The sequence below is a fragment of the Caulobacter sp. S45 genome, assembly GCF_009765965.1.
Classification (GTDB): Bacteria; Pseudomonadota; Alphaproteobacteria; order Caulobacterales; family Caulobacteraceae; genus CAHJWH01.
This window is the reverse complement of sequence record NZ_LMUL01000010.1, coordinates 126,515-147,691: the sequence shown is the minus strand read 5'-3', so window position 1 is coordinate 147,691 and position 21,177 is coordinate 126,515. Positions and strand designations below refer to the sequence as shown.

19 protein-coding genes are annotated in these 21,177 nt (G+C 68.4%); 9 read left to right on the top strand and 10 right to left on the bottom strand.

Annotated features, from left to right (window positions below):
* Positions 1-82: 82 nt before the first annotated feature.
* Together GSQ87_RS05095 and GSQ87_RS05090 are read left to right on the top strand one after the other, a co-directional pair.
* A complete protein-coding gene (locus GSQ87_RS05095) occupies positions 83-721 on the top strand; it encodes a DsbA family protein (RefSeq protein ID WP_158913921.1) in 639 nt (212 codons plus the stop codon).
* 78 nt (positions 722-799) lie between these two features.
* A complete protein-coding gene (locus tag GSQ87_RS05090) occupies positions 800-1,099 on the top strand; it encodes a hypothetical protein (RefSeq protein WP_158913919.1) in 300 nt (99 codons plus the stop codon).
* A 96-nt stretch (positions 1,100-1,195) separates the two neighbouring features.
* On the opposite strand, the gene GSQ87_RS05085 is transcribed toward GSQ87_RS05090, so the two are convergent.
* The 3 genes from GSQ87_RS05085 to GSQ87_RS05075 all read right to left on the bottom strand — a co-directional run bounded on the left by GSQ87_RS05085 (position 1,196) and on the right by GSQ87_RS05075 (position 2,829).
* Positions 1,196-1,483 carry a GIY-YIG nuclease family protein gene (locus GSQ87_RS05085; protein ID WP_158913916.1) on the bottom strand — a complete coding sequence of 96 codons (288 nt, stop codon included), beginning with the start codon at positions 1,481-1,483 and terminating at the stop codon, positions 1,196-1,198.
* 91 nt (positions 1,484-1,574) lie between these two features.
* Positions 1,575-2,519 carry an alpha/beta fold hydrolase gene (locus GSQ87_RS05080; RefSeq protein ID WP_158913913.1) on the bottom strand — a complete coding sequence of 315 codons (945 nt, stop codon included), beginning with the start codon at positions 2,517-2,519 and terminating at the stop codon, positions 1,575-1,577.
* Between the two features lies 1 nt (position 2,520).
* Positions 2,521-2,829: an SCP2 sterol-binding domain-containing protein gene (locus GSQ87_RS05075; protein WP_158913911.1), complete on the bottom strand. Its 309-nt coding sequence runs from the start codon at positions 2,827-2,829 to the stop codon at positions 2,521-2,523.
* 380 nt (positions 2,830-3,209) lie between these two features.
* Between GSQ87_RS05075 and GSQ87_RS05070 the strand changes: the two genes are divergently transcribed.
* Positions 3,210-3,695 carry an Hsp20 family protein gene (locus GSQ87_RS05070; RefSeq protein WP_158913910.1) on the top strand — a complete coding sequence of 162 codons (486 nt, stop codon included), beginning with the start codon at positions 3,210-3,212 and terminating at the stop codon, positions 3,693-3,695.
* 180 nt (positions 3,696-3,875) lie between these two features.
* Here GSQ87_RS05070 and GSQ87_RS05065 read toward each other — a convergent pair whose 3' ends face one another.
* Complete coding sequence (locus GSQ87_RS05065) at positions 3,876-4,133, bottom strand: hypothetical protein (protein WP_158913908.1); 258 nt, start codon at positions 4,131-4,133, stop codon at positions 3,876-3,878.
* Between the two features lie 228 nt (positions 4,134-4,361).
* Between GSQ87_RS05065 and GSQ87_RS05060 the strand changes: the two genes are divergently transcribed.
* Complete coding sequence (locus tag GSQ87_RS05060; RefSeq protein ID WP_158913907.1) at positions 4,362-4,616, top strand: hypothetical protein; 255 nt, start codon at positions 4,362-4,364, stop codon at positions 4,614-4,616.
* Positions 4,617-4,857: 241 nt separating this feature from the next.
* Here GSQ87_RS05060 and GSQ87_RS05055 read toward each other — a convergent pair whose 3' ends face one another.
* From GSQ87_RS05055 to GSQ87_RS05030, 6 genes are all read right to left on the bottom strand, one after another.
* On the bottom strand, positions 4,858-5,946 hold the full coding sequence (locus tag GSQ87_RS05055) for a class I SAM-dependent methyltransferase (protein ID WP_158913906.1): 1,089 nt from the start codon (positions 5,944-5,946) through the stop codon (positions 4,858-4,860).
* Positions 5,947-5,948: 2 nt separating this feature from the next.
* Positions 5,949-7,268 (bottom strand): class I SAM-dependent RNA methyltransferase, encoded by a 1,320-nt coding sequence (locus GSQ87_RS05050; protein ID WP_254062747.1) that lies wholly within the window; start codon positions 7,266-7,268, stop codon positions 5,949-5,951.
* A 171-nt stretch (positions 7,269-7,439) separates the two neighbouring features.
* On the bottom strand, positions 7,440-9,221 hold the full coding sequence (locus GSQ87_RS05045) for a peptide MFS transporter (protein ID WP_158913904.1): 1,782 nt from the start codon (positions 9,219-9,221) through the stop codon (positions 7,440-7,442).
* A 23-nt stretch (positions 9,222-9,244) separates the two neighbouring features.
* Complete coding sequence (locus GSQ87_RS05040) at positions 9,245-9,889, bottom strand: GntR family transcriptional regulator (RefSeq protein WP_158913901.1); 645 nt, start codon at positions 9,887-9,889, stop codon at positions 9,245-9,247.
* A gap of 122 nt (positions 9,890-10,011) precedes the next feature.
* Positions 10,012-11,010, bottom strand: a complete 999-nt coding sequence (locus GSQ87_RS05035) for a 4-hydroxyproline epimerase (protein ID WP_158913898.1) — start codon at positions 11,008-11,010, stop codon at positions 10,012-10,014.
* Between the two features lie 138 nt (positions 11,011-11,148).
* The gene (locus tag GSQ87_RS05030; RefSeq protein WP_158913895.1) at positions 11,149-12,066 is read right to left on the bottom strand and encodes a dihydrodipicolinate synthase family protein; all 918 of its coding nucleotides are present in this window, start codon (positions 12,064-12,066) and stop codon (positions 11,149-11,151) included.
* Positions 12,067-12,142: 76 nt separating this feature from the next.
* On the opposite strand from GSQ87_RS05030, the gene GSQ87_RS05025 reads away from it, so the two are divergent.
* From GSQ87_RS05025 to GSQ87_RS05005, 5 genes are all read left to right on the top strand, one after another.
* Positions 12,143-13,456: an FAD-binding oxidoreductase gene (locus tag GSQ87_RS05025; RefSeq protein WP_158913892.1), complete on the top strand. Its 1,314-nt coding sequence runs from the start codon at positions 12,143-12,145 to the stop codon at positions 13,454-13,456.
* The gene (locus GSQ87_RS05020; RefSeq protein WP_158913889.1) at positions 13,453-14,652 is read left to right on the top strand and encodes a Xaa-Pro peptidase family protein; all 1,200 of its coding nucleotides are present in this window, start codon (positions 13,453-13,455) and stop codon (positions 14,650-14,652) included. The genes GSQ87_RS05025 and GSQ87_RS05020 overlap by 4 nt, the downstream gene beginning before the upstream one ends.
* A 124-nt stretch (positions 14,653-14,776) precedes the next feature.
* Positions 14,777-16,582: a DUF885 family protein gene (locus tag GSQ87_RS05015; RefSeq protein ID WP_158913886.1), complete on the top strand. Its 1,806-nt coding sequence runs from the start codon at positions 14,777-14,779 to the stop codon at positions 16,580-16,582.
* A gap of 169 nt (positions 16,583-16,751) precedes the next feature.
* Complete coding sequence (locus GSQ87_RS05010) at positions 16,752-18,209, top strand: amino acid permease (RefSeq protein ID WP_158913883.1); 1,458 nt, start codon at positions 16,752-16,754, stop codon at positions 18,207-18,209.
* Between the two features lie 12 nt (positions 18,210-18,221).
* Complete coding sequence (locus GSQ87_RS05005) at positions 18,222-20,618, top strand: glycoside hydrolase family 127 protein (RefSeq protein ID WP_158913880.1); 2,397 nt, start codon at positions 18,222-18,224, stop codon at positions 20,616-20,618.
* Positions 20,619-21,177: the final 559 nt, after the last annotated feature.

Genomic DNA, 21,177 nt, shown 5'->3' with positions numbered 1-21,177 from the left:
CTGTACCGTTCCGGGCGAAGACGCTAACTACGCCGTTTGAGTTGGCCATGCCTCTCGCGATGAGGCCAGGAGCGCGATCAGCATGTCGGTGTCGATCCTCAACCGGCGCACAGCCGTCCTCGGCCTGATGGCCCCCGCCCTGCTGGCCGGATGCGGCTCCCACGGCGCGTCCTACGCCGCCCTGATGCCGGAGGACATGACCCAGGGCGATCCGAACGCCAAGGTCACGGTGGTGGAGTACGCCTCGGTCGCCTGCCCGATCTGCGGCCGCTGGTTCCGCGAGGTCTATCCGGACTTCAAGGCCAAGTATATCGACACCGGCAAGGTCCACTTCGTCTATCGCGAGATGCTGGTCGGCAACAGCGACGAGGTGACGGTGGCCGCCTCCGGCTTCCTGCTGGCGCGGTGCGCGGGCAAGGACAAGTACTTCTCGGTGGTGGACGCGATCTACCGCAGCCAGCCCGGCCTGTTCGACCAGCCCCGCCAGGTGCTGCTCAACATCGCCGCCAGCGCCGGGTTCAACCAGGCCCAGTTCGACGCCTGCGTGAAGAACGACGCCGCACTGCAGGCCCTGGCCAAGCGCGTCGACGCCAACTCCAAGCGCGACAACGTCAACGCCACGCCCACCTTCGTCATCAACGGCAAGGTGCTGCAGGCGGGCTACCAGCCGCTGACCACGCTGGATGCGGAGATCGCCAAGGCGATGGCGGCGGTTAAGTAGGACGCTTTCCTCGCTCTTATGGGCGAGGGTTGAGCCAGCTATGAGTGACAGCGGTCATATGTTCGGCAGGATGGCAAGATGAAGGAAGAAATCGACCGACTCGTCTCCGCGCCTCGGATGAAGGCGCTTTGCTTCCTCGCATCTATTATCAATGAATTTACCGTCAAAGCACGCGGTGCTTATGGCCTTCCGGATACTGAGCGCCAGATGCGCGAAATTAACGAGGACATTCATCGGCTCTCTGGTCACCTTCGCGACCTAACCAAAGCAGATGAAGTGCTCACAGATTCTAGAGCCGAGGGCATTATAGCCTGCCTTAAGTCACTTCCCCGAGGACGCGCGGCTAGGCTGGAGTCGCTGTTGATCGAGCCGATTTGATCGACCGAGCGTCCGCCCCGGGGTTGAGAGCGGTCCTCTCCAACCCCACTCCGCTCATCCCGGCGAATGCCGGGACCCAGATCATAAGGCGCGACCTCAGTTGTTTAGGGTCTCGTATAGATCGGCCCAGGTCGGGTTGGCCTGTTCGATCAGCAGAAGCTTCCAGCTTCGGCGCCATTCCTTGAGTTGGCGCTCGCGGCGGAAGGCGGTTTCTCGGCTGTCGTGGACTTCGTACCAGACCAGATCGGTGCAGCCGTGCTGGGCGGCGAAACCCGCGATCCCTTTCGATTTGTGCTGCCAGGCGCGTTGGGCGAGATCATCGGTGCTGCCGATATAGATCGTGCCGTTGCGAGCGCTGGCGACGATGTAGACGTAGAACGCCATGCTTGCGTGGAGCCATACGATCTGGGTCCCGGCATTCGCCGGGATGAGCGGTTGAAAATAAAGTGGATCATTGGGGGCGTGAGCGTTCGCCCTACCCCACCTCCCCTACCACCTCATCGAACGCCGCCCAGAACACCGCGCGCCGCGCATCCACCTCCATCATCACCTCGTGATAGGCCCCCTCCACCGGCACATAGCGGCCCTGCGGCGCGCGGGCGATGGCGGCGCGTTGGGGAGGGGTGGTGCAGAAGTGGTCGTCCTCGGCGGCGACGCAGATCACCGGGATGTCGATCCGCTCCATGCCGGGCAGCTTCTCGATCCGCAGGGTCAGGGCGAGCGCGAAGCTCAGCCAGCCCCAGGTGACACCGTCGACCTTCAGGTCCGGCTCCGCCGCCAGCTGGGCCATGTAGCGGGCGCGGCGCGCGGTGTCGTGGGTCAAGAGCGGCCCTTTCTCGATCACCTCGGCCCGACGGATCGGTTCGGGATAGACATAGGCGCCGGCGCGCCCGATCAGGGTCATGAACCACGACAGACTGCGCACCAGCGGCTCGGGGAAACCGTCCAGCTGCACGCCGAGCATGGGCGAGGACAGCACACAAGCGGAAAACCGCCGCTCGCCCTCGGCCAGGGCCAGCAGGGTCAGGCCGCCGCCCATCGAGTGGGCCAACGCGATCCACGGCTTGGGCAGGCGCGCCTCGAACCCATCCAGCAGACGGCGGAAGTCGGACAGGAAGGGCCGCCAGCCGCGCGCGTGGCTCTTTTGCCGGTCGGCCAGCCAGCGCGCCGACAGCCCCTGCCCACGCCAGTCGTGCACCAGCACGGTGAAGCCGCGCGCCTGCAACTCGCCGATCACCTCGAAATACTTCTCCAGCGGCTCGGTGCGGCCGGGGCTGAGCACCACCGAGCCGCGCGCAGGCGCGGTCGGCGGGAACAGGGCCGCGCGCAACCGGGCCCCGTCCGCGCCGAGGAACCACTCCGCCCGGCCGCCCTTCGGGATCGGGGCCTGCGGCAGGTCCAGCAGCGGCGCGGGGTCCACCCTACTTGGCCCGGTTGAACAGGGCCTGCATCTTGGGCTGGAGCTGCATGGCCAGGTTCATGTCCGACACCTTCAGCCGGCCGGTCATGAAGGCCATCATCGGGTCGAGCCGCTTTTCGCCCAGCGCCTCCAGGTCGGACAGCGACAGGGTCATGACCAGGTCGGCCGGGTCGTCGGCGTTGCTGACCTCGCCGCCGTCGATCAGCACCACACCCTCGCCCTTCAGCGCGAACTTCACCTTGCAGCCCAGCCCGGAGTCCTCGCCCACCGCCGTGCGGAAGCGATCGGTGATCTGTTCGAGCGTGGCCATGGGTCGTCCTTTGTTTTCAGACCCTAAGCGATATCGCCTAGGCGTCGCAGCGCGCAAGGGGGTGGAGACCCGCGTGCTTCGAGACGCGGCTTTCGCCGCTCCTCAGCATGACGAAGGTTTCTGCGATCCACCAAGGCCCGTCATCCTGAGGAGCCCGAAGGGCGTCTCGAAGGACGCACACCGCATCACTCAACGTCAAAACAGCATTTATTTCGCATTCGGCTCGCTTGCACGACGTCGGAGCCATCCCATCTATGCTGACGGAGACGCCGATCTCGGGTCTCCAGTCCAGGCGAGGCTTTTTGCTCGTCCGGACCTTGAACGTCGCGACCGTGGATGGTCTCCACGGACGTCCTTGCTTGATGAGAAGGAACAACACAATGCGAACCTTGGATTTCGCCCCGCTTTACCGCTCCGCCGTGGGCTTCGATCGTCTGGCGACGCTGCTCGAAGCCGCCGCCAAGGCCGAAACCAGCTCCGGCTATCCCCCCTACAACATCGAAACCGTGGGCGAAGACGCCTATCGGATCGAGATCGCGGTGGCGGGCTTCCATCCCGACGAGCTGACCGTGGACGTGAAGGAGAACGTGCTCACCGTCGCCGGCCGCAAGGCCGCCTCCGACGAGGGCCGCCGCTACCTGCATCGCGGCCTGGCCGAGCGCAACTTCGACCGCCGGTTCCAGCTCGCCGACCATGTGGCGGTGATCGACGCCCAGCTCGCCGACGGCCTGCTCTCCATCTCGCTCAAGCGCGAGCTGCCCGAGAGCCTGAAACCCCGCCGCATCGAGATCGCCGCTGGCGCGCGTCCCGCCCCGACCGCGACCGCCGAGTTGATCGACGCCCCGGCCCACGCCCAGGCGGCGTAAGGCCGAGAAAACTGTTCGCCCGCTGATCGCTCCCTAGACGCGGGCGCAGGAGGGGCGGCGTGTCATGCGCCGCCCCTTTTTTGCTGTGCGGGGGTTGGGAAAATCTGATCGCCCTCCCTACTTCGGCTCATCCCGGCGAATGCCGGGATGAGCGGTGGAAAGCAATGGCCGCTAACGACCCTAAGGCGACGTTCGTAAGGTCTGCATATCAGGATACTTCCAAAACGGGATGTGCTGTTCGAAGAAGACCCGGCGCTGGCTCACACCCACGGCAAGGACGGGCGCGAGTTCTCCGGCCAAACGATAGATCACGCTCGCGGAGGAATCGGCTCCAGCGTTGGCTTCCAAGAGTACAGGAAATTCCGCCACCAACACTTCTTCCTCAGCTACCGTCGCCGTTAAAACAAGTGGAGATAAGAGCAAATCGCTCGTCTGCACGGCTAGCGGGGTCGTTTTCGGTCGCCGGATAGGGTCAATCAGCCGTATTCTACGCAAAAATAAGCGGACCCTACCCGTCTCTATTCCTCATGCTGCCCCACGAACTCTTCCACCCTACCCGAAATCACCCCCGATGGAGACGAAAAGCGGTCTAGATTTAAGGGAGCCTGGAGGGCGGTGAGGGATCATCCTGGGCCCGCCAGCCCACCATCACAAGGATCCCCTGCCATGTTGAAGAAACTCGCCGCCATCGGCCTCGCCGCCTCGGTCGGATTCACCGCGATCGTTCTCGCGCCCATGGCCGCGATGGCCCGGTCAGATGCGCCCGCGGCCTCGGCGCCCGCGGCGCCGTCGTCAGATGCGTCGGCGAAGCCGGCGAAGCCGGCGAAGCCGGCGAAGCCGGCGAAGGCGGCGAAGGTGAAGAAGCTGGCGAAGGCAAAGGCAAAGGCAAAGGCAACGAAGGCGCCCGCGGCCACGAAGTAGGCGAAGTAAACGAAGCGCCCGATCGTTGGCTCTGGCCCTGCCTGGCCATTGTCGAGCGCTTCCGCGCCGGAGTGACCGGCATTCGAACCGCCGCATGAGTTTGCGAGAAATCGCCTTGGGCGCGGAAGGGAGGGCGCCGCGCCGAGGCCGAAAACGGCGAGTTGTCGGCGCTAGGCCAAGGCGTGCTCCCCATCCTCAGCCGCCCTTCTGTCAGTCCGCTTTCGGCTGGGCCAAGCCATCCTCACCCCCGCCGGAACAGCACCGCCTTGGTCAGGAACGCCGCATCCCGGTCCACCGCCTCCAGCCCCGCCTTCCCGAACAGGGCGTCGAGGTCAGTGGTCTGGTAGCTGGCGTAGTAGGGTTCGTGGAAGAAGGCGGGGAAGGCTTCGATCAGGCGGCCGACGCGCGGTTCGTCCACCGTCTGGAGGGAGTCGGCGAAGGCCAGCAGGCCGCCAGGCTTGAGCACGCGCGCGAGTTCGGCCGCCACCCTGGGCCGCACCTTGGGCGGCAGTTCGTGGAACAGGTAGATGCAGGTGACAGCGTCCAGGCTGGCGTCGGCGAAAGGCAGCCGCTCGGCCGAGGCCTGGATCACCCCGGTCCCGGCGCGGCGGCGCGCCTCGCACAGATAGGCGTGGGACAGGTCGACCCCGCCGATCTCGGCGCGCGGGAAGGCGGTGGTCAGGTCGCGCAGGAAGGCGCCCGAGCCGCAGGCCACGTCGGCGATCCGCAGGCCGCGCTGGTCGCGCTCGCGCCACGCCCGGGCCAGCAGCGCCAGGGCGCGTCGGCGCATCGGCCCGGCGGCGCCGGAGAACAGCGACTCGACCTGGGCCTCGTAGCGGCGCGCGCTATCGGCGGTGAACCAGCCGCCGGACTGGAAGTGGAAGTTCTGGCGGTAATAGGTCGGATAGGCCGGCGAGTCGGCATGCTCGCGCGCCTCGGTCGCCCCACCGCGCTTGCGGCGTGCGCTGACCCGGCGGGCGTCGGCGAGCACGTCGGCGGCCCGGCGCACCGCGCGTAGGGGATGGTCGTCGGCGGCTCCCTCGTCCACCGGATAGAGGCCGGCGGCGACGTCGCGAGCCTCCTTGCGGAACGCCTCCAGCCAGGCCTCGCGCACCACGCCCGAGGGCGGCGGCGGGGCGGTGAAGGCGGGGACCTCGACCTCGCCTTCGTCGCGGCGGGTCACAGCGCGGCCCAACGCCTTGTTGGCGCTCCACCAGGCGGCCTTGACGGTGGACAGGGCGCGATAGGTCCGAACGTCGCCCTGGAAGGCCTTGGGGCCATCCGACGCCTTGGAAAACGCGCGGGGTTCGCCCGCCTGGTCCTGGTCCATGCTCACCGCTCGAAGACGCCGACCAGTTCGATATGGGGCGACCAGAGGAATTGATCCACCGGCAGCACGCGTTTCAGGACGAAGCCGGCGTCCACCAGCACGCGGGCGTCGCGGGCGAAGGTGGCTGGGTTGCACGACACGCCGACCACGCGCGCGACCTTGGACTCGGCGATCTGGCGGGCCTGCTCCACTGCGCCGGCGCGGGGCGGGTCGAACACCACCGCGTCCAGCTTCTTCATCTCCATGGCCAGCAGGGGGCGGCGGTCGAGGTCGCGAGCCTGGGCGTCGATCTGCTTGAGGCCGGGGGCGGCGGCCACCGCCTCGCGGATCGCCGCGATCGCGGGCGCGCCGGAATCCAGGGCGGTGACGCTGGCGTGCTCGGCCAACCGGAAGGTGAAGGCGCCCGAGCCGCAGAACAGGTCCGCCACCCGATCCGCGCCGGCTGTCGCCTCGACCGCGAAGGCGACCATGGCCTGCTCGGCCGCCTCGACCGCCTGTAGGAAGCCGCCGGGCGGGTAGGCCACGCGGGCGACGCCGAAGCGCACAGTGGGGCGGCGCGCCTGGTAGATGATCTCGCCGCCGAGCGTGGCGCGGGCGAAGCGACCGGCCACCGCCGCATCGGCCAGCCGCACGCGGGTGTCGGCGTCCAGGCCGCCGCTCTTGGCCTCGACCCCGGTGACGTCGACGTCCAGCCCGTCGTCGCTCCAGGTGACGTGCAGGGTGGGCGCAGACTTGGGGTGCTGGAACAGGGGAGCGGCGAAGGCGGCCAGCAGCGGCAGGGCCGCGACCAGACGCGGGTCGGAGATCGGGCACTCCACCACCTCGACCACGTCCCAGGCCCGGCGGGTCTTGAAGCCCAGGATGGTGCGGCCGCCGCGCTTGCGCGCATGCAGGGCGAGGCGGCGGCGGGTGCCGGGCGGGGCGGCGAAGGGGGCGGCGAACTCGGTCTCGATCCGCTCGCGCGCCAATACCGAGCGGATTTGCTCGACCTTCCAGGCCAGGTAGGGTTCGTGGGCCCAGTGCTGCAGGGCGCAGCCGCCACAGGCGCCGAAGTGAGGGCATGGCGGCTCGATCCGATCGGGGCTGGCCTGCAGCAGGCTCAACACCTCGGCCCGTTCGCCGACGACGCGGGCGGCGATGCGCTCGCCCGGCAGGGTGATGGGGGCGTAGATCGGCCCCTCGGCCAGACCCTCGCCCTGGGGCGCGACGCGCTCGATCAGCAGCTCCAGGTCCTGGGGCGGCGGGGCGACCGCGGCCGGGCGCGGGGACGGGCGGGGCGTGGGCGGACGCGGGGCGGCCGGGCGGATCATTTTACGACGCATCGCCGCCTCTTAGCACGGTGGGGTGGGATTATGGCGGTCGTAGGCGCGGGAACGGCGCTACGTGCTTCGAGACGCGCTTACGCGCTCCTCAGCATGACGAAGGTTTTTGCAATCCACCAAGGTCCGTCATGCTGAGGAGCCCTGAAGGGGCGTCTCGAAGCACGCAGGCCATCACCCCGCCAATGGCTTCGTCCCGACGCGTTCCCCCGCCAGCCACGCCCCGACCAGGAACACCGCGCCCGCGCCGACCCCCATCCAGCCGAGCGCGCCGAACACGTGGGTCGAGCCCGCAAGCGCCCCGGCTGGATCGAGCGCCATGCCGCCGACCGTCTCCGCCCCCGCCGCCTGGGCCACGAAGCCGCCGAGATATTCCGCAGAGGCCGTGCCCAGAAACCAAACCGACATCAGGGTCGAGGTCAGCAGCGGCGGCGACAGGCGGGTGATCTCGGCCATGCCGACCGGCGACAGGCAAAGCTCGCCGCCCGAAATCAGCATGTAGGAGGCGGCCAGGAACAGGATCGAGACCTGGAACCCGGCGTTGTGCATCGCCCCGCTGGCCGCCAGGACCAGGAAGCCCAGACCCGCCTGTCCCAGTCCGAGCGCGAACTTGGTCCCGACGCCCAGGTGGCGACCGCGCCGCTCCAGCCAGACCCACAGGGCCGCAACGACGGGGGCGAGGATCATCACCGAGCCGGGGGCGAACGACTGGGCCATGCCGGGCGTCATGGTCACAGCCCCGATCCAGGGCAGGTGGAAGGTCGGCATCCTGACGCTGCGCGCGGCGAACAGGTTCATCGAACTGCCCGCCTGCTCCTCCAGGGTGAAGTAGACCACCGCCCCCAGCACCAGGATCAGGGCCACGAGCAGGTTGCGACGTTCTTTGGGCGTGCAGTTGCGCTGGGCGTGGACGGCGACGTAGCCGAGCACCGCGATCGCACCGGCCCCCAGCAGGAAGCCGATCAGGGGACTGTGCTGCAACAGCACCCAGAACAGCGGGATACAGGCGAGCACGCCGACATAGCCCCAGATGCTGCGCCCCCGGCCCGGACGCGAGGCGGCCTCGACCGGCGCGGAGGGCGGTAACCATCGCTGGCCCAGCAGGAAGATCACCAGCCCGAGCGTCATGCCCAGGGCGGCGAGGCCGAAGCCCGCCCACCAGCCGACCGTCTCGCCCACCACCGCGCACAGCAGCGTGGCCCAGAACGAGCCCAGGTTGATGCCGTAATAGTAGAGGGTGAAGCCCGAATCCCGGCGAGGATCGTCGGTCCCGTAGAGCCGGCCAACCAGGGCGGAGATGTTCGGCTTCAACAGGCCCACGCCCATGGCGACCATGGACAGGGCGGCGTAGAGGCAGCCCAGCGCCACGCCGTCGCGATGCACCACCTCGAAGCGATAACCGCCCTTGGCGATATTGGCCGGGAGCGGATCGCCGGGATGGATGTCGGCGATGGCCAGACCGCCGTCAGGCAGGCCGTGCAGCGCATGGAGATGGCCGGCGATGCTGACGCTGGGGACCGCGCCGGCCCCCGCGCCGCTCTGCGCGCGGATCGGATAGTGGACGCCCTGATAGCTCAGCGCCTGTTCGGCGGGCCGGCCCTCCACCGTCATCAGGCCGTGGCCCGCGACCAGCAGCAGGGCGCCGAAGGCCACCGCACGTCTCGCCCCCACCAGCCGGTCGGCCAGCACGCCGCCGATCACCGGGGTCAGGTAAACCAGCGTGGTGTAGCCGCCGTACAGCCCGCCCGCCGCCTGATCGTCGAGCAGGAAGTGGCGGGTCAGATACAGGATCAGCAGGGTGCGCAGGCCGTAGTAGGAGAACCGCTCCCACATCTCGATGCCGAACAGGACATAGAGCCCGCGCGGATGCCCGCGGAGCTGGGCCGCCACCGGCGCGCCGGTGCAGACGGTGACGAGGATGGCCACCACGATGGTGACCAGAAGCAGCGCCCCCAACCGCTCCGCCTAGACTTGCATGACTAGACGGCGAGCTGTTCGCGCACGTCGTGCAGCGTGGCGCGGATGTGATCCGACAGCAGGGTGCGGACCAGGTCGGGATCGCGGGCGATCCAGGCGTTGAGCAGCTCGCGGTGCTCGGCGTTGGCGCGCAGGTCGCGGCCCACCGGCTCCAAGTGGACGCGCACATAGCGCTCGGCCAGCACGTTCAGCCGCTCGACGATCTGGGAGGTGACCAGGCCCACGCCCGGACGAATGATGGCCATGTGGAAGGCGCGGTTGAGGAACATGTGATCCCCGCCGCCGCGCTCCAGCTCCCGCTCCAGCATGGTCAGGGCCTCGCGAGCGGCGACGTGGTCCGCCTCGCTGACCTTGAGGCAGGCGTCGGCGGCGGCGTCGGGCTCGATCTTGAGGCGAAGCTGGTAGACCTCCTCCGCCTCCCCGGCCGACAGCGAACGCACCACGAAACCGCGGTTGGGGAACGAGCTCAGCAGCCCGTCCTGTTCCAGGCGGCTGAGCGCCTCGCGCAAAGGGATCTTACTGACCCCCAGCTCGCCGGCGATGGCGTCCTGGCGCACGGGCGAACCGCCGGGCAGCGAGCCGGTCAGGATGCGCTCGCGCATCAGCTCGTAAGCTTGATCCGAAATGGTGCGGACGACGATGCTCATGTCGTGTGACGTCGCCTTGCTGCGAGAATCGGTCGGACCCTGTGTCCAACTTTGCGCATGCACCATAGCCGGAATCCGCAACAATCCAGAGTAGGTTCGTATAATTTTATACGATCAGGCCGTCAGACGACCTGGAAGCCCTGCCAGAAAACATCGTCGCGATCGATCCAGATGGTGTTGAACCCGGTCGAGATCGCCGAACCCTGGACCGACGGGACGATCGCCGGCTGGCCCGCGAGCTCGGTTTCTGCTTCCACCACGCCGACGAAGCGGCTGCAGATGAAGCTTTCGTTGACGAACGTCTCGCCGACCTTGAGCCTGCCCTTGGCGTGCAGGTGGGCCAGCCGCGCGGAGGTGCCGGTGCCGCAGGGGCTGCGGTCGATGGCGCGCTCGCCGTAGAACACCGCGTTGCGGCCGTTTGCGCCCTCGGTCTTGGGGACGTCAGTCCACATCACATGGTTGATCCCCCGGATGGTGTCGTCCAGCGGGTGCACCGGCTCGATCGCCTCGCGCATCAGCTGGCGGATCACCGGGCTCAGTTGCAGGATGCGCTGGGCGCCGAGCGCATCCAGGCCGGTGTAAGCGCCTTGGGGCTCGACGATGGCGTAGTAGTTGCCGCCATAGGCCACGTCGACGACCAGCGGCCCGAAACCGGGCACCTCGATCTTGATCCCCTCGGCGGCGAGATAGCTGGCCACAATGAACAGCTTGACCGAGGTCACGCGGCCGCCCTCGACCTTATACTCCACGTCGACGATGCCGGCCGGGACCTCGAGCCGCAGCTTGCCGGGCTCACGCGGCTGGATCAGCCCGTGCTCCAGCCCGAAGGTGACCATGCCGATGGTCCCATGCCCGCACATGGGCAGGCAACCGCTGGTCTCGACGAACAGGATGCCGACGTCCGCATCCGGCCGGGTCGGCGGATAGAGGAAGCCGCCCGACATCATGTCGTGGCCGCGCGGCTCGAACATCAGCCCGGTGCGTATCCAGTCGAAGCGCTTGAGGAAGTCCTGCCGCCGCTCGCTCATCGAGCCGCCCTGCAGCAGCGGCGCGCCCCCCGCGATCAGCCTCACGGGATTTCCGGCGGTATGCCCGTCGATGCAGAAGAAGGTATGGCGCATGGGGGTTCACTCGGCGCACTGAAGACAATGGGAAATGGAGACGTCCACCACCCCGCCCCTTGAGGCGGGCAGGCGCGGAGCGGTGGACACAAGGATAACGCGATTGGGCCGTGGGCCTAGAGGCTTGGACCTAAAGGCTCAGGCTGCCTTCGCATTCGACAGTGCGGGACGGGTGGCGGCGCAGGTCTCCACCATCTTGGTCACTTCGGCGCGACGGGCGCCTTCCAGCGGCAGGCGCGGTAGACGGACCCGCTCGGACCCCCGGCCCATGATCTGCTCGGCCAGCTTGATCGACTGCACCAAGTCGTGCTCCGCATCCAGATGCAGCAAGGGCATGAACCAGCGATAGATGCGGCGCGCGGTCTCCAGGTCGCCACGGTCGACGGCGGCGACGAGCGCCACCGACTCCTGCGGGAAGGCGCTGGTCAGGCCGGAAATCCAGCCGGCGGCGCCCAGGATCAGGCCCTCGAGCGCCACGTCGTCCAGGCCCGCCATGGTGATGAAGCGGTCGCCGAAAGCATTGGCGATATCGGTGAAGCGGCGCGGATCGGGCGCGCTCTCCTTGACGGCCACGATATTGGGCACGTCCTGCAAGGCGGCCAGGGTCGAGAGGCCGATGTTCACCCGGTAGGCCGGGGGATTGTTGTACAGCATGATCGGCAGGCTGCAGGCCTGTGCGATCAGACGGAAATGGTGGGCCAGCTCGTTCTCGGTCGGCACGTAGACCATGGCCGGCAGGACCATCAGCGCGGTGGCGCCGATCTTTTCCGCGTCCTTGGCGAAGGCGACCGCGCGGGGGGTGGTGAACTCGGAGACGCCGACGATGATCGGCACCCGGCCCGCGACGGCCTCGACGGCGGCGGCCAGCACCTGACGCTTCTCGTCGGGCTCCAGCGAGTTGTTCTCGCCGCAGGTTCCCATGACCACCAGGCCGTGCACGCCGTCGCGCACCAGCGCGTCCAGCACCCCTTGGGTGGCGGGCATGTCTATGGAAAGATCGGCGTTGAATTGGGTGGTGGCTGCGGGGAAGACGCCCGTCCACGTCATCGAAGTCATTATACTTGAACCCTTTCTGAGTTCGTCTACCGTATACGAAATTCCAACTTAGGAAAGAGGGCCGTGGCGCTTGGCCATGCAATCTAACGCACAGATTGTGGTGATCGGCGGTGGAGTCGTTGGCTCCGTATGCGCGTTGCGCATGGCCCGGGCGGGACTTCCCACCCTGCTGCTCGACGCGCCCTCCGACCGTCGCCCCGCCTCCTATGGAAACGCGGGCCACATCGCCATTGAACAGGTGTCGCCGCTCGCGTCTCCTGCGGCGCTTCGTAGCGCGCCACGGCGGCTGTTCGCCTTCGGCGGCGCGCTGGACTTCCGGCTGAGCGACATCGCTGTCTGGGGTCCGTGGGCGAGGCTATATATAGGCCGCTCCTCCGCCGCCCACGCCGAGCGGGGACGCGTGGCGTTGTCCAGCCTGCTCAAGGCCGCCGGCCCGGCCTGGCGGCGGCTGTCGGCGGACCTGCCCTCGCCCGCCCTGCTGATCGAGGGCGGCCACATCGTCGTCTGGGAAGGCGCGCGGGCCGCCGCCGCCGGGCGCAAGGCCTGGACCGGCGCCGACATCGGCGAGGCCCGGCTGCGCGAACTGACCGAGGGGGAACGCGGAGGGCTGAAGCAGCGCCTGCACGTGGACATCGCCGACGGCGTGGCCTTCGACAACACCGGCCAGGTGCGCGATCCGGTGCTGCTGATGCAGGCGCTCGAACAGGCGCATCTGGAGGCCGGGGGCGAGCGCCGCCGCGCGCGGGTCGTGGGTCTGGAGCAGGTGGACGGCCGCGTCCATGTCCAGCTGGAAGACGGGACCCGGCTGTCGCCGGACAAGGTGGTCATGGCCGGCGGCGTCGGCTCCGGCGCGCTGATGCGCGGCGTCGGCCACGCGGCCCCGGTGATCGCCGAGCGCGGCTATCATATCGAAGGCCCGGTGGGCGATTGGGACGCGCTGCCGCCGGTGGTGTTCGAGGATCGCTCGATGATCGTCACCCGGTTCGGCGAGCGTATCCGCGCCTCCAGCTTCGTGGAGTTCGGGCGCGAGACCTCGCCCGGCGATCCGCGCAAGTGGGCCTATCTGAAGCGCAACGTGGCCGAGCTGGGCGTGCCGATGAACGGCCCGATCTCGGAATGGATGGGCGCGCGCCCGACCCTGCCCGACTACCTGCCGGCCATCGGCGTCAGCCGGCGGGCGGCCAACCTGATCTACGCCTTCGGCCACCAACACCTGGGCCTGACCCTGGCCCCGATCACCGGCGAGCTGGTGGCGGCGCTGGCGGAGGGTCGCGCGCCGGCCGTGGCGCTGGCCCCTTTCGATCTCGACCGTTTCGCCTCGCCGGCCATGCGCCAGACGGCGGCCATCCCTCAAATCCAGACCTCCCAGCCTCAGGAAGCACAGCCATGACCAAGGGCGTCGGCGGTTCGACCGCGCAACACGAACTGGCCCAGATCCGCCCCTGGGCGCACCGCGCGCCCGTCATCGCGCGCGAGGAGTATGTCGCCCGCCAGGAAGCCGCCCGCGCCCTGCTCGACAAGGTCGGCGCCGACAGCCTGATCGTGGGCGCGGGCCACAGCCTGCGCTACTTCACCGGCGTCGCCTGGGGCGCGACCGAGCGGCTGGTGGCCCTGATCCTGCCGCGCACCGGCCGCCCGATCATGATCTGTCCCGCGTTTGAGATCGGCTCCATGCTGGCCAGCCTGCTGGTCGACGCCGACATCCGCCTGTGGGAGGAGGACGAGAGCCCCTTCGTCCTGGCCGCCAAGGCCGCGGGCGAGTTCGGCGGGACCCTGGCCTTCGACCCCGCCCTGCCCTTCTCCGCGTTCGGCGGGGTGCGCCAGGCGGCCCCGGCCCTGCGCATCGTCGACGGCGCCCCGGTGATCGACGGCTGCCGCAAGATCAAGTCGGCCGCCGAGCTGGCCCTGCTGTCCCAGGCCAAGGCGATGACGCTGGAGGTGCACCGCCGCGCCGCCGCCATGCTGCAACCCGGGATCAAGGCCAGCGAGGTGCGCCGCTTCATCGACAGCGCCCACCGCGCTATCGGCGGCGACAACGGGTCGAGCTTCTGCGCGGTGCAGTTCGAGCAGGCCACCGCCTTTCCGCACGGTATTCCGGGCGACCAGGAACTGCGCGAGGGCGACCTGGTGCTGATCGACACCGGTTGCCTGGTGCAGGGCTACAACTCCGACATCACCCGCACCTACGTGTTCGGCCAGCCAAACGACGATCAGCGCCGCATCTGGGACATCGAGCACGCGGCCCAGGCGGCGGCGTTCGATGCCGTGCGTCCGGGCGTGGCCTGCGAGCACATCGACCAGGTCGCGCGCGAGGTGCTGCAGAGCCACGACCTCGGGCCCGACTACCGCCTGCCGGGTCTGCCGCACCGCACCGGCCACGGGGTCGGCCTGTCGATCCACGAGCCGGCCTATCTGGTGCGCGGCGACAAGACCCCGCTCGCGCCCGGCATGTGCTTTTCCAACGAGCCGATGATCGTGATCCCGGATCGCTTCGGCGTGCGGCTGGAGGACCACTTCTACGTCACCGAGAATGGCGGGGCCTGGTTCACCGAGCCATCGCCCTCGATCGACCAGCCGTTCGGCTGATCGGGGATTGGGGGAGATGACGATGCGGAATCGGACACTTTTCGTCGACGGCCGAAAGCGAGCGGAACCGACGTGCGTGCTTCGAGACGCGGCTTGCGCCGCTCCTCAGCATGACGAAGGTCTTTTGCACGTCACCCCCATTCGTCATGCTGAGGAGCCCCGCAGGGGCGTCTCGAAGCACGCAGCGCCTATCGCCCGCGCCCTCGCCGCCGCCCTGGCCCTGCTCGCCGTCCCGGCCCTCGCCCACGCCGACAGCTGGCCGCAGCTGTCCAAGGACTACGTCGCCTTCACCCACGGCGTGGACCCGACCGAACCCGGCGCCAGCAAGGCGGCGCAACGGCGCTGGCCCGACCATTCGCCCGCCGTCGAGGCGACCCGCAAGCAGGCGCTGGAAGGCTTCAAGGCGCGGCTGAAGGCCATCCCCGCCGCCAGCCTGTCCAGCGAGGACGCGCTGAGCCGGGCGGTGCTGAGCCGTCAGGTCGACATCGCGCTGGAGGGGCTGGCGCTGGACCTCGATCGCATCCCGTTCGAGGACGGCGAGGGCTTCTACACCATGCCCGAGGAGCATTCGGGCGCGGTCAACCTGCACAACGAGGACGAGGCGCAGGACTGGATCGCCCGCATCGCCGCCCTGCCCGACTTCTACGCGACCGAGACAGTCAATCTGCGGCGCGGGATCGCCACCGGCTTCACCCAGCCGGCCCTGGTGGTGAAGGATGCGGTCAAGGTGATGGACATCGCCGCCGCCCAGCCGGCCGACCAGAGCCCGCTGCTGCTGCCCTTCGCCACCCTGCCGACCACCATCCCGGCCGAGCGGCGCGCGGCGCTGAAGGCGCAGGCGGTGCAGATCATCGCCGACAAGGTGCGTCCGGCCCAGGCCAGGCTCGCCGCCTTCTTCCGCGACGAGTACCTGCCCAAGGCGCGCCCGGCGCTGGGCGCCCACACCGTGCCGGACGGCGACCGCTACTACGCCTACGAGATCAAGCGCGAGACCACCACCGAGCTGACCCCGCAGCAGATCCACCAGCTTGGCGTGTCGGAGATCGCCCGCATCCATGGCGAGATGCTAGCCATCGTGGCCGAGACCGGCTTCCACGGCGACCTGAAGAGCTTCATGGCCCAGATCAAGGCCGACCCGCAGTTCTATGCGACCAGCCCGTTGCGCTACGTCCAGACCGCCGACGAGATCGCCAAGCGGATCGACTACCTGCTGCCGCGCTATTTCGGCCGCCTGCCGCGCCTGACCTACGGGGTGGTGGCCAAGCCGGCGGCGCTGGAAAGCACCTCGGGCGGCTACAATCCCGGCGACCCGGCCAAGGGCGTGGCCGGGGCCGTGACCTGGAGCGCGGGGACCGCGACCCGCACCCCGCTGTACGACCTGCCGTCCTGGCTGGCGCACGAGGGCGTGCCCGGCCATCACCTGCAGATCGCGCTGGCCCAGGAGAACACAGCCCTGCCCGAGTACCGGCGCAAGGACGACGTCACCGCCTTCGTCGAGGGCTGGGCGCTGTATTCCGAGCGGCTGGCCGGCGAGATGGGCGTCTACCAGACCGCCTACGAGCGGTTCGGCAAGCTGTCGATGGAGGCGTGGCGCGCCTGCCGGCTGCAGATGGACACCGGCCTGCACGCCATGGGCTGGACGCGGGATCAGGCGGCCCAGTGCATGAAGGACAATACCGCCATGTCCGACGAGGAGATCTACCGCGAGACCGACCGCTACATCGGCTGGCCGGCCCAGGCCCTGGCCTACAAGATCGGCGAGCTGAGGATCGAGGCGATCCGCGCCAAGGCGGAGAAGGCGCTGGGACCGCGGTTCGACATCCGCGCCTTCCACGACGCCCTGCTCAGCGAAGGCGCCCTGCCGCTGGACCTGCTGCAAGCGCACATGGACGCCTGGATCGCCAAGGTCGCCGCCGAGAAGGCCGCCTGATGGGCGCCCACCGGCTAGGCGTCCGGGCGCGACAACGCCGCATCTTTCATCACGCGCCCCTGGACGCGAGGGTCCGAAGCTCGACCATAATAGAGCGGCGCCGCGATTCCCCGATCGCCGCTCAAAAAAGCGCCCAGACCCAACGCGCGCTGAGGAAACACAGGACAGCATGAGCATCGTACCCCCCGGCATTCCCGCCGCAGCCTTCTGGGCGCGCCGGAAATCCTTCGACTCGGCCACCCATGTCGAGGCCGACCGCCGCCTCGCCAAAACCCTGAGCTGGCCCCACCTGGTGGCCCTGGGCATCGGCGCCATCATCGGCACTGGCATCTACACCCTGACGGGCGTAGGCGCGGATCGGGCCGGGCCGGCGGTGATCCTGGCCTTCGCCATCGCCGGGGGCGTGTGCGCCTGCGCCGCGCTGGCCTATGCGGAACTGGCGACCATGATCCCGGCCTCGGGCAGCGCCTACACCTACGCCTATACGGTGCTGGGCGAGGGCCTGGCCTGGATCGTCGGCTGGAGCCTGGTGCTCGAATACTCCGTCACCTGCAGCGCGGTGGCGGTGGGCTGGTCGGCCTATGTCGTGGGGGTGCTCAAGACCTACCACATCGACTTCCCGGCCTGGCTGCTCACCGGGCCGCACGAGGGCGGGCTGGTCAACCTGCCGGCGGTGCTGATCTCGCTGGCGGTGATGGGCATGCTGATCAAGGGCGTGAAGGAAAGCGCCACGATCAACATCGCCCTGGTGGCGATCAAGCTGGTCGCGCTCGCGGCCTTCGTGATCCTGACCCTGCCGGCGGTGAAGGCCGGCAACTACCACCCCTTCATGCCCTACGGCTTCCCGTCCCACACCGTGGACGGCAAGGTGCGCGGGGTGATGGCGGCCGCCGCCCTGGTCTTCTTCGCCTTCTTCGGCTTCGACGCGGTGTCGACCTCGGCGGAAGAGGTCAAGAACCCCAAGCGCGACCTGGTGATCGGCATCCTCGGTTCGATGGCGATCTGCACCGCCTTCTACATGCTGGTCGCCGCCTGCGCGGTGGGCGCCCAGCCGTTCCAGGCCTTCGCCCATGACAGCGAGCCCCTGGCCTTCGTGCTGCGCGCCCTGAACCATCCGCTGGCCGCGACCTTGGTCGCCGGGGCGGCGGTGATCGCGCTGCCCAGTGTGATCATGGTGATGATGTACGGCCAGACGCGGGTGTTCTTCGTCATGGCTCGCGACGGCCTGCTTCCGCGCGGGCTCAGCCGCATCGCGCCGGGCCGTGGCGCGCCGGTCAAGCTGACCCTGTTCGTCGGCCTGTTCGTGGCGGTGATCGCCGGCTTCTTCCGCCTGGACGAGATCGCCGAGCTGTCCAACGCCGGCACCTTGCTGGCCTTCGTCTGCGTCTGCGTCTGCGTGCTGGTGCTCCGCGTGCGGCGGCCGGACCTGGAGCGGGTGTTCCGCTGCCCGATCGCCTGGGTCATCGCCCCCCTGGCGATCCTGGGCTGCCTGTACCTGCTGATCAGCCTGCCGGCGGCGACGCTGATCCGCTTCGTGATCTGGAACGTGATCGGGATGGGGGTCTATCTCAGCTACGGCCGGCACAAGAGCCTGCTGGCCTCGCCCATCAGCCCCGGAACCAACTAGGGAGGATCGACGATGATCCGCTCCACCGTTTCCCGCCGCCGCCTGTTGCAGGCGGCGGCCCCGGCGACCATCGCGGCCGGCGCCCTCAGCGGCGTCGCCCTGGCCGCACCCGTACTCGGGGCCAAGGCGGGAACGGTGGAGCCCTTCCCCATGGAGGCGGTGCGGCTGGAGCCGTCCGACTTCCTGACCGCGCTCCAGGCCAACACGGCCTATCTCTACAGCCTGGAGCCCGACCGCTTCCTGCACAACTTCCGCCAGCAGGCCGGCCTCAAGCCCAAGGGCGAGGCCTATGGCGGTTGGGAGGGCGACAGCATCGCCGGCCATTCGCTCGGCCACTACATGAGCGCGCTGGCCCTGCTCCACGCCCAGACCGGCGAGACCGAACCCTGCAAGCGGCTGGACTACATCGTCTCGGAGCTGGCTCTGTGCCAGTCCAGGTTCCCGGACGGCTATGTCGGCGCCCTGACCTACAAGCACGAGGGCGGTTTCGCCCCCGGTCACCAGATGTTCGAGGACGTGCGGGCCGGCAAGATCCACTCCACCGGCTTCGACCTGAACGGCGCCTGGTCGCCGCTCTACACCGTGCACAAGCTGATGGCGGGGCTGCTCGACGCCCACCGCTATTGCGGCAACCGGCAGGCGCTGGCGGTGGCGGTCAAGCTCGGCGGCTATATCGACGGCGTGTTCGCCCCGCTCACCCCGGCCCAGGTGCAGGACGCGCTCGGCTGCGAATACGGCGGCCTGAACGAGAGCTACGCGGAGCTGTACGCCCGCACCGGCGACCGGCGCTGGCTGCGCGCGGCAAAGCTGTTCTACGACAACAAGGTGCTGGACCCGCTGACCCGGGGCCAGGACGATCTCGCCAACCTGCACGCCAACACCCAGATCCCCAAGATCATCGGGCTGGCGCGCCTGTACGAGCTGACCGGCGAGTCCAGGTACGGCGTGGCGCGCGACACCTTCTGGCACGCGGTGGTGGAGCACCACAGCTACGTCATCGGCGGCAACGCCGACCGCGAGTACTTCCAGACCGCCGACGCCACCGCCGCTCACATCACCGAGCAGACCTGTGAGAGCTGCAACACCTACAACATGCTCAAGCTGACGCGGCAGCTCTACACCCAGCAGCCGCGCGCGGCCTATTTCGACTATTACGAGCGCGCGCACCTGAACCACATCCTGGCGCAGCAGAACCCCAAGACCGGCATGTTCGCCTACATGTCGCCGCTGATGTCGGGGACCTCGCGCGTCTATTCCAAGCCGTTCGACACTTTCTGGTGCTGCGTGGGCACGGGGATGGAGAGCCACGCCAAGCACGGGGACTCCATCTACTGGCGCCAGGGCCGCGACAACCTGCTGGTCAACCTGTTCATCCCCTCGACCCTGGCTTGGGCGGAGGACGGATCGCGTTTCCGCCTGTCCACCGACTATCCCCGCTCGGGCGAGATCGCGTTCGAGGTGCTCAAGCGCGAGCATCCGGGCGAACTGACCATCGCTCTACGCAAGCCCGGTTGGGCGCGGACGGCGACGGTCGCGGTCAACGGCGCGCCCACGGCGGTTATGGCGGATGCGGACGGCTATCTGCGGGTGCGCCGGCGCTGGCGCACGGGTGATCGCCTGACGCTGAACCTGCCGCTCGACCTGCGCATGGAGCCGACGGCGGACGATCCCAAGGTCATCGCCCTGCTGCACGGCCCCGTGGTGCTGGCCGCCGACCTCGGCCCCGCCGGCAAGACGCCCTACGACGGCCCCGCACCCGCCCTGGTCGGCGCCTCGGTGCTCGCAGGGCTCAAGCCCGTGGACGGCGAGCCCGGCGCCTGGAAGACCGTCGGCCTAGGACGGCCCCAGGACCTGGTGCTGCGATCCTTCGCCGCCCAGCATGAGCGCCGCACCGCCGTCTACTTCCCCCACTTCACCGAGGCGGCCTGGGCGCAGGAACAGGCGGCGTTCCGCATCGAGGACGCCAAGCGCCGGGAAATCCAGGCCCGCTCCACCGACGTCATGCACCTGGGCGAAATGCAGGCGGAGCACGACCACGACCTGGAATCCAAGATCTCGTACCCGGTGATCTATCGCGGCCGGAATGGACGCGACGCGCGTTCAGGCGGCTACTTCCAGTTCCACATGAAGGTGCGTCCCGGCCCGATGACCCTGCGCGCCACCTATTGGGGCGAGGAACGCAACCGCGCCTTCCGCATCCTCGTCGACGGGACCTCCATCGCCCACCAGACCCTGGACGGCGAACACCCCGGCGTTTTCTTCGATCAGGACTATCCGATCCCGCCCGCGCTCACCGCCGGCAAGACCTCGGTGCTGGTGCGCTTCGATCCCGATCCCGACCACACCGCCGGGCCAGCGTTCGGCGTCCTGTGCCTGGGCGAGGGCGGCGGCGAGAACCGCACGGCCTAAGGCCGGACGGCGTTCGGGCGAGCGGCCAGCGACCCGTCAGCAAAAACTGACGCCCGGCGCCAAAACGCGCCCTGAGGCCACGCGCAACTCGCCTGGCGCACGCAGATTTGCGTCCAATTCGGCCAACTTGCGTCCATCGCGCGGCGAAACAGCGTCGAATTGAGCTCCAATTAGGCAACTGTAGCAAAATTGCGACAGACATCCGATCGAACACCGTCTACCGTATACGAATATGGAGCAATCGCTGACGAATCCGCACCTGGCGGATTATCGCCAGCAAATGTTTCGGCACTGCAAACATTACTTTCCACGTGAACACCACGTGACGTGTATTTTGCGCCATTTTCCAAATACATCCATCAAAATATTGCGTCAACTTTGCGTCGAAACTCGCCATATATGCACATTTTACTTGCGCATCGGCTGAAGTTTTGTGCTTATTCCACTTTGGGAAACGGAAACGTCATTCGAGACTCGGCGCCGTTGCGGGGAAGACTAGGGTCTGCCGCGAAGGCGTGATTGCCGAGCTGTCGTAAAGAAGGCGGTAGCCGCATTGGCA